This is a genomic window from Mycetocola reblochoni REB411, assembly GCF_900163835.1.
GTDB lineage: Bacteria > Actinomycetota > Actinomycetes > Actinomycetales > Microbacteriaceae > Mycetocola_B > Mycetocola_B reblochoni.
This window is the reverse complement of record NZ_FUKR01000054.1, coordinates 1-7075: the sequence shown is the minus strand read 5'-3', so window position 1 is coordinate 7075 and position 7075 is coordinate 1. Positions and strand designations below refer to the sequence as shown.

The window sequence follows — 7075 nt, the reverse complement described above, 5'->3', positions numbered from 1 at the left end:
GGGGAAACGGGGAACGCCGTACTGCTGCTCATCTGCACTCCTTCGGGCATGGGCGACCGCTGACCGGTCGCCACCATTCTGGCCGGGGCGCGGCGCCCGACGCCAGGACCGGGCGCATCGTCGATCCGGCGACCGAACACGGCGACGTCGTGCGGCCCGTCGGGCAGTGCCATCGCCTTCCGCAGCGTCGCCTCCCTCGTCATCCCCAGCCGACGCGCGACGGCGATGCTCCGCGCGTTGGCCACCGACGTCCTCAGCCGCACCCGACGCATGCCCCTCATCGCCGCCTCGTCGAGAAGCACATGGCAGGCCAGGCTGACCAGACCCCGCCCCTCCGAGGCCTGATCGATCCAGAAGCCCCGCTCGCCGATCCCCGCGCTCCGATCGAGCCCCAGCCCGAGGGACGCCGCCGGAGCCCCCGTGCTCCCGTGCACGAGGAGCAGCGGCAGCGATGTCCCCTCACGGTACGAGCGCATCTGCGCACGGGTGAAGGCCTCCGTGTCGTCCTGACGCGGTCGATGCGCAGCCCACGGTTCCCAGGCCCTCAGCCGGTCGAGGTTGCGCAGGGTCAGCCCATGCAGGGCCTCGCTCGCGACCGCATCCCTCAGCACGAGAACGTGGTCCGCGTCGACCCGCCGTGAAAACGTCATGGGACCACCCTGTCAGCCCGGGCGGCGGGGCGGGGCGGGAGCGGTCCCGACATTCACCGCGGCGCGGTCTGGACGGGCACTCCGCTCGACACGGCCGGTCCGCTCCCTCCGTCGCCCGCGCGACGGGCCGGCCGGAACTGCCCCGTGGCCAGCAGCACCGCGATGAGCACGAGGGGCACGATCCACCCGGACCAGCCCAGGAGCGTTGCCTGCGTCGTGTCGACCGTCGAGTCGGCGGCCACGAACATGATCATCGTCGAGCCGACCGCGGCATTGAGTGAACCGTGGGCGAGCGCCGCGGGCCACACGGACTCCGACCGCAGGCGAAGCCAGCCGAGCACACCCCCGACGACGACGCACATGCCGCACATCATCGTCAGCGCGAGCCACCCGGGGGCACCGGCGTAGTTGTAGCCGAGCAGGACGAGCGGCGCGTGCCACAGGCCCCAGATCAGGCCGGACACCAGCAGAGCGGGGACCGTCCCGAGTGGCAGCAGCTTCGGCAGCAGCCAGCCCCGCCAGCCGAGCTCCTCACCGAACGCGGGGATCAGGTTGAGGAACGCGGCGACGACGATGTTGACGAACTGCAGCGCCACCATCACGCCGATCGGGATGGGCACCGCGGGGAGCCCCGCCGCGGACAGCTGCTCGTCCAGCGTCTGGGCGAAGCCGGAGAACCCGGTGAAATCGGCGGGGTACACGCCCAGGAGCGCACCGACGAGGAGGCCGGCGACGGCCAGGACGATCGGCACCACCAGGCCGAGGGCGAGGTAGCCGATCAGCCGCCCGGCGGGCGCCATCGGCCAGAGCCCGAGCGCCCTGGCGCGGTGCGACGGCCGTTCGACGACGAACACGACGACGAGGGCCGCGACGGACGGGGTCGCCATCATGGCGGTGGCGATCACGATGAACAGCGGGGACGCGAGACCGTCCCCCAGCCAGAGCGGCAGGGCCACGAGCCAGGCCAGCCCGCAGGCGATCAGGACGAACAGGGTGACGGCGCGCACGTCGCGGGCGCTCATGGGGGCTCCTCTCGGCGGGCGGGGTCCCGCCCGTCACCCGCCAGGCTACCGACATGTCCGGGCTGGCCGGCATCACGGTCGCGGCAGGAGACGGTCGCGGCCGGATCCGCGGACGTACACTCGTGCCATGGCCCTCGACCCCCTGCTGCTCCGCCTCGACCGCCTCGCCGGAGGACGGCAGGCCGGCGTGCTCATCGCGGAGGAGGACCGCCAGCATCCCCGCACGCGGCGCGCCTTCACCTGGATCATGTGGCTGCTCACCGTCGAGCTCGTGATCGGCGTGGGCGCGGTCGTCGTCGCCGTGGTGCTCGCCGAGGACGGCGCGCACGTCCCCCTCGCCGTGTGGATGCGCACGCTCGTCGTGCTCGCCATGACGGCGACGCTGTTCTACTTCGCCTGGCGGGCGTCGCTCGGCTGGCGGTGGGCGTACCAGAGGCTGCGGCTGTTCGCGCAGATCTTCCCCGTGATCACGCTCGTCATGGCCGCGATCCCCGGGCTGTACCCCACCTGGATGGTGACGGAGCAGATCGTGTTCAGCCTCATCATGATCGGCATCGCCGACTTCCTCACCAGCGACCACATGCGCCACGCCTACCGCCGGCCGGACGCACCGCCTGCCGGATAGCCGCCTGCCGGATAGCCGCCGCCCGGCCCGCTAGACGCCGTCGAGGCAGGCCACCGCGAGGAACAGGTCGACGCGGTCGGGCAGCTCGCCGACGTCCCGGTGGGTGAGCTCCTGGATGCGCGCCATGCGGTAGCGGAGCGTGTTCGGGTGCAGGTGGAGGGAGCGCGCCGTCTCCTGCCAGGCCCCGCTGCCCGCGAGGAAGGCACGCAGGGTGGCGAGGAGCTCCGCGCCGTGCCGCTCGTCGTACTCGATCAGCGGGGCGAGCACCTCGTGCGCGTAGCCCTCGCGCGTCGCGTCGCCGAGCATGCGCAGCAGCTCCCTGTGGCTCTGCACGTGCAGGGCGGAGGAGACGAGCACCTGCTCGCTGCCGCTCGCGCTGCCGAGGCGCTCCAGGGCAGTCGCGACGCTCGGGTTGAGTCGGCTGACGCCGCTGATCGTGTCGGACAGCCCGACGACGAGCTGGCGGCCCTCCAGGGCGAGGTGCGCCTCGTCGAGGATCTGCTCCGCCAGCGGCGGCACATCATCCCGCTCGACGCCGTTGACGAGGACGAGGACGACACCGTCGACGTGGCACCCGATCGCCTTCCTCCCGCGCGCGGTGAAGGCGCGCTCGAGGATCGCGACGACGGCGTCCGGACTGAACCCCTCGTCGTCGCAGCGGGCGGCCGCGACCGTCGACTGCCCCTGCGGGTCGAGCCCCTCGAGCCGCATGCGGGCGGAGATCGCCCCCGGCGACACCTCGTAGCCGCGGATCGCCTCGAACAGCGACGCGACCTGCTCGTTCCTGGCGTCGCGCCACCGGGCCGCGAGCTCCGTCTCCACACGCAGCGCCCCGACGAGGGTGTCGAGCGCGAGCGAGCCGAGGAGCGGCAGCGCGGCCTGGTCGCCGAGCGGGTAGGCCACGAGTCCCGACCGCGCGGAGGTGCCGATCCGGACGGCGAGCACGGGCTCGCCGCCCTGCCCCTCGCCGACGTCCCTGACGACGACGCGCGGCTGCTCCGCGCGGCCGACCGTGTTCCACACGCGCGCGACGAGCGCGGGAGCGGGAGCGGGCCCCTCGTGCGCGATGAGGGTGCCGACCCCGTCGACGACCCATCCGCGGGTGCCCGTGACCGCGGCGAACAGCCGCAGCAGCTCGGGCACGCTGCCGCCGCGGGACACGGCCTCGGCCATCCGCCGGCCGAGCTCGGCGTTGGCCGAGGCGGCGCCGTCGCGCTCCCCCGCCTCCGCGTGGGCGACGCGGTCCACGACGGCACGGAACGAGACCCCGGAGGCGATGGTCAGCAGGGTGAGGCCGCGCTCCCGGCAGAGGGCGATGACCTCGCTCGGCACGACGCCGATGTCGATCGTGCCGACGATGAGTGCGGCGACGTTCTGCCTCGCGAGCGCCCCGATGAAGCTCTCGACCCCGCCGTCGCGGTGGATCCACTGGCCGCTGGTGAGGACGATGTCGCCGGCGGAGAGGAAGCGCGACGGGTCGGGCAGGTCGGTGATGTAGGCGGAACGGACCGTTCGCTCGAGCGCGTCCGGTGCGGCGGCGATGACGGCCAGCCCCAGCTCGGCGTCGTCGAGCAGCTCGCGGATGTCCATGACTCAACCTTCCCGTGCCCCGCAGACGATCGTAGCCGGACTGCCGGTGCGCGAGCCGACGCCCGCAGCCGGTGGACGCGGGCGTCGTGGGCGTCGCGGGCCGTCAGCCCGGCACCACCCCGCGGGCCGACGGGCCGGGGCGCGCTCAGGCGCGCGGGCGGGGCAGGACGTAGGCGTACTGCTCGAGATAGCGCGGCTCGTCCCCGAGCTCGACGGCGGCGAGGTTCGGCCAGGAGGGGTCGGCCAGCAGCGCCCTGCCGACGAACAGCGCGTCCGCGTCCCCCTCGTCGAGCAGCGCCTGCGCCTGCCCCGCGCCGGTGATCCGTCCCACCGCCGCCACTGGCACACCGGATTCCCGGCGGACGACGGCGGCGCGCACGGTCTGGTAGTCGACGTCGGCGGGGATGGCGACGCGGTCGTTGCCCCCGCTGGAGACGTCGACGAGGTCGACCCCGTGCTCGGCGGCGAGCGCCGCCAGCCGCGCCGTCTGCTCCACCGTCCAGGAGTCGCGGTCGTCGTCGGGGGACTCCTCGACCCAGTCGGTGCTCGACAGGCGCAGCAGCACCGGCTGCCCCTCCGGCCAGACCGCCCTGACGGCGTCGACGACCTCGAGCACGAGGCGGACCCTGTTGTCGAAGGAGCCGCCGTACTCGTCGGTGCGTGTGTTGGACAGCGGCGACAGGAACTCGTGCAGAAGGTAGCCGTGCGCGCCGTGGATCTCCGCGACGACGAAGCCGGCGTCGAGGGCGCGGCGGGCCGCGGCGCCGAAGGCGGCGACGATGCCGGCGATCTGCTCGCGGTCGAGCTCCGCGGGCACGGGGTACCCGGGGAAGGCGACGGGGCTCGGGCCCACGGTGCGCCACCCGCCGTCCTCGGGGCCGAGGGGGACGCCGGCACGCTGCGGGCGGTCGATCGAGGCCTTGCGCCCCGCGTGGGCGAGCTGGATGCCGGGGACCGCGCCGGCGGAGGCGATCGCGGCGGTCAGGCGGCGGTGGGCCGGAACCTGCTCGTCACTCCAGATGCCGAGGTCGTAGGGCGAGATCCGCCCCTCGGGCACGACCGCCGTCGCCTCGATGACGACGAGGCCCGCACCGCCGGCCGCGCGCGCGGCGTAGTGCCCGAGGTGGAAGTCGCCGGGCTGACCGATCCGGTCCCCCGTGGCGTCGGCGCTGTACATGCACATCGGCGACATCCACACGCGCGTCGGAATCGTGGTGTCACGGAGGACGATCGGGTCGACGAGGCGGGGCACGGCTTCTCCATCCGGTTGGCGTTCGGGGTCCGGCTCGGCCCGGTGGGAGCACCGCGGCCGTCCGGGACGAGCCTAGTACGATGAACGACGTACTAACACCACCGGCGCCACCGTTCGGGGAGAATCGGAGCATGCGCACACTCGACCACCCGGCGACCGACGAGCTCGAGCTCGACACCGTCCTGGCCGCCCTCGGGGACCCCGTGCGCCGCCGGATCGTCCTGCAGCTGGCCGACGGCCACGACGAGCAGGCGTGCATCGCCTTCGAGCTGCCGGTGAGCAAGTCGACGTCCACCCACCACTTCCGGGTGCTGCGCACCGCCGGCGTGATCTCGCAGTGCTATCGGGGGACCGCGATCCACAGCACCCTCCGCAGGGACGATCTCGACGAGCGGTTCCCTGGGCTGCTCGACGCGGTGCTCGACGCGGCCCGGCGCTGACCCCCGGGAACGACCGGGGCACGGGTGGAGACCGGCTCAGCCCTGGGCGAGCTCGTCGAGGTGCAGCGCCAGGACGGACATCGCCTCATCGGGTCCGATCGCCTTCGGCTGGACCAGATGCAGGGCGAGGCCGTCGATGAGCGCGTGCAGGCGCGCCGCCTCGGCGGCGGGACTCCCCGCGCCGCCGGGCCGCAATGCGGTGACGACGCCGACGCAGGCCCCGGCGATGAGGTCGTGCGCCCGGCGGTAGTGCGGCTGCAGCTCCTCGTCGGTGAGCGCCAGCACCCCGATGGCGATGAAGGCCTCCATCTCGAGGCGGCGCTCGGCGTCGAGCGGGAGCAGCTGTGCGATGCGGTCCTCGACGGCGGCGCGGACGTCCGCGCGGGGCTCGAGCCTCCGGATCCGCTCCTGGACGCGCTCGCTCACCAGGGTGAGGCAGTAGGCCCTGAGCGCCGTCTGCGTCGGGAAGGCCCGACGCAGCGACGCCGTCGCGAGCCCGGCCTCCTCGGCGACGTTGCGGACGGAGAGCCGGAGGATCCCGTCCCGGGCGAGCACGCGCCAGGCCGCCTCGGCCAGCGCGGCGGCGCGGGCCTCGTGGTCGATGAGTCGGGGCACCGTCCGAGTGTACACAGCCGTGCTAGCATCGCCGTTATGAGCACAGTTGTATCAACAAAAGAGCGGCGGGCGCCGTGATCCTCGCGATCATCATCGCCTGCGAGATCGGCTTCTGGGTCGCCATCGCCGCCGGGCTCGCCACCCGCTATCTGCTCCGCCGGCCACGCGTCGGAGCCGTGCTGCTCGCGATGGCACCGGTGATCGACCTCGTACTGCTCACGGCCACGGCCGTCGACCTGTCCCGCGGGGCGACGGCATCGTGGCACCACGGCCTCGCCGCCATCTACCTGGGCTTCTCCATCGCGTACGGTCACCGCATGATCGCGTGGGCGGACGTCCGGTTCGCCCACCGCTTCGCCTCCGGTCCCCCTCCCGTCCGCCTCACCGGACGGCGTCATACCCTCGCCTGCTGGGCCGACGTGGCGCGGAGCGGCCTGGCCTGTGCCATCGCGGCCGCGGTCGTCGGCGCACTCGTCCTCTGGGTGGCGGCACCCGAGCGCACCGCGGCACTGGAGTCGGTCTTCCCGCTGCTCGGCGTGGTCATGACGGTCGAGCTCATCACCGCGATCAGCTACACGCTCTGGCCGCGTCCCCCCGCAGCCGCCTGAGACGACGGGGACGGGTCCCGGGCGCGACAGGGGCGACGGAACGGGCGGGGCCGGGCTCCGACGCCGCGGGGTCAGCGCCCGCCGCCGCCCCGCTCCCCCTCGGCCATGACGAGCAGGCGCGTCCGCCGCGGCAGCGCGTCGAGGACGAGGCCGTGGGAGATCTCGACCAGGGCCAGGATCAGCTCGTCGGGGACGTCGGAGTCAAGGAACACCGTGTTCCAGTGCCGCTTGTTCATATGCCACCCCGGCACGATCCCCCCGTGCGCGCGACGG

At 73.6% G+C, this 7075-nt stretch carries 9 protein-coding genes; 3 read left to right on the top strand and 6 right to left on the bottom strand.

Features of this window, described 5'->3' with window-relative positions; genetic code table 11:
• Positions 1–650, bottom strand: a 650-nt coding sequence (locus tag FM119_RS09600; protein WP_087137551.1) for a GNAT family N-acetyltransferase, incomplete at its 3' end; no start/stop codon positions are given.
• A gap of 53 nt (positions 651–703) precedes the next feature.
• On the bottom strand, positions 704–1672 hold the full coding sequence (locus tag FM119_RS09595; RefSeq protein ID WP_087137549.1) for a CPBP family intramembrane glutamic endopeptidase: 969 nt from the start codon (positions 1670–1672) through the stop codon (positions 704–706).
• 127 nt (positions 1673–1799) lie between these two features.
• Here FM119_RS09595 and FM119_RS09590 point away from each other — a divergent pair, with 127 nt between their 5' ends.
• Positions 1800–2297 (top strand): hypothetical protein, encoded by a 498-nt coding sequence (locus tag FM119_RS09590; protein WP_087137547.1) that lies wholly within the window; start codon positions 1800–1802, stop codon positions 2295–2297.
• A gap of 30 nt (positions 2298–2327) precedes the next feature.
• On the opposite strand, the gene FM119_RS09585 is transcribed toward FM119_RS09590, so the two are convergent.
• The gene (locus FM119_RS09585) at positions 2328–3887 is read right to left on the bottom strand and encodes a PucR family transcriptional regulator (RefSeq protein WP_087137545.1); all 1560 of its coding nucleotides are present in this window, start codon (positions 3885–3887) and stop codon (positions 2328–2330) included.
• 145 nt (positions 3888–4032) lie between these two features.
• On the bottom strand, positions 4033–5139 hold the full coding sequence (locus FM119_RS09580) for an NADH:flavin oxidoreductase/NADH oxidase (RefSeq protein ID WP_087137542.1): 1107 nt from the start codon (positions 5137–5139) through the stop codon (positions 4033–4035).
• A gap of 131 nt (positions 5140–5270) precedes the next feature.
• Here FM119_RS09580 and FM119_RS09575 point away from each other — a divergent pair, with 131 nt between their 5' ends.
• Entirely contained in the window at positions 5271–5579 is a 309-nt protein-coding gene (locus FM119_RS09575) for an ArsR/SmtB family transcription factor (protein WP_087137540.1), read from the top strand.
• Between the two features lie 36 nt (positions 5580–5615).
• On the opposite strand, the gene FM119_RS09570 is transcribed toward FM119_RS09575, so the two are convergent.
• Positions 5616–6194: a TetR/AcrR family transcriptional regulator gene (locus tag FM119_RS09570; protein WP_087137553.1), complete on the bottom strand. Its 579-nt coding sequence runs from the start codon at positions 6192–6194 to the stop codon at positions 5616–5618.
• Positions 6195–6268: 74 nt separating this feature from the next.
• Between FM119_RS09570 and FM119_RS09565 the strand changes: the two genes are divergently transcribed.
• Positions 6269–6802, top strand: a complete 534-nt coding sequence (locus FM119_RS09565) for a hypothetical protein (protein WP_087137538.1) — start codon at positions 6269–6271, stop codon at positions 6800–6802.
• A 71-nt stretch (positions 6803–6873) separates the two neighbouring features.
• Here FM119_RS09565 and FM119_RS09560 read toward each other — a convergent pair.
• Positions 6874–7075, bottom strand: a 202-nt coding sequence (locus FM119_RS09560) for an MmcQ/YjbR family DNA-binding protein (protein ID WP_179205283.1), incomplete at its 5' end; no start/stop codon positions are given.

Bases quoted from the DNA above. Each gene is read 5' to 3' on its own strand.
- FM119_RS09590 (WP_087137547.1), top strand. From the start codon at position 1,800: ATGGCCCTCGACCCCCTGCTGCTCCGCCTCGACCGCCTCGCCGGAGGA.
- FM119_RS09585 (WP_087137545.1), bottom strand. From the start codon at position 3,887: ATGGACATCCGCGAGCTGCTCGACGACGCCGAGCTGGGGCTGGCCGTC.
- FM119_RS09595 (WP_087137549.1), bottom strand. From the start codon at position 1,672: ATGAGCGCCCGCGACGTGCGCGCCGTCACCCTGTTCGTCCTGATCGCC.
- FM119_RS09575 (WP_087137540.1), top strand. From the start codon at position 5,271: ATGCGCACACTCGACCACCCGGCGACCGACGAGCTCGAGCTCGACACC.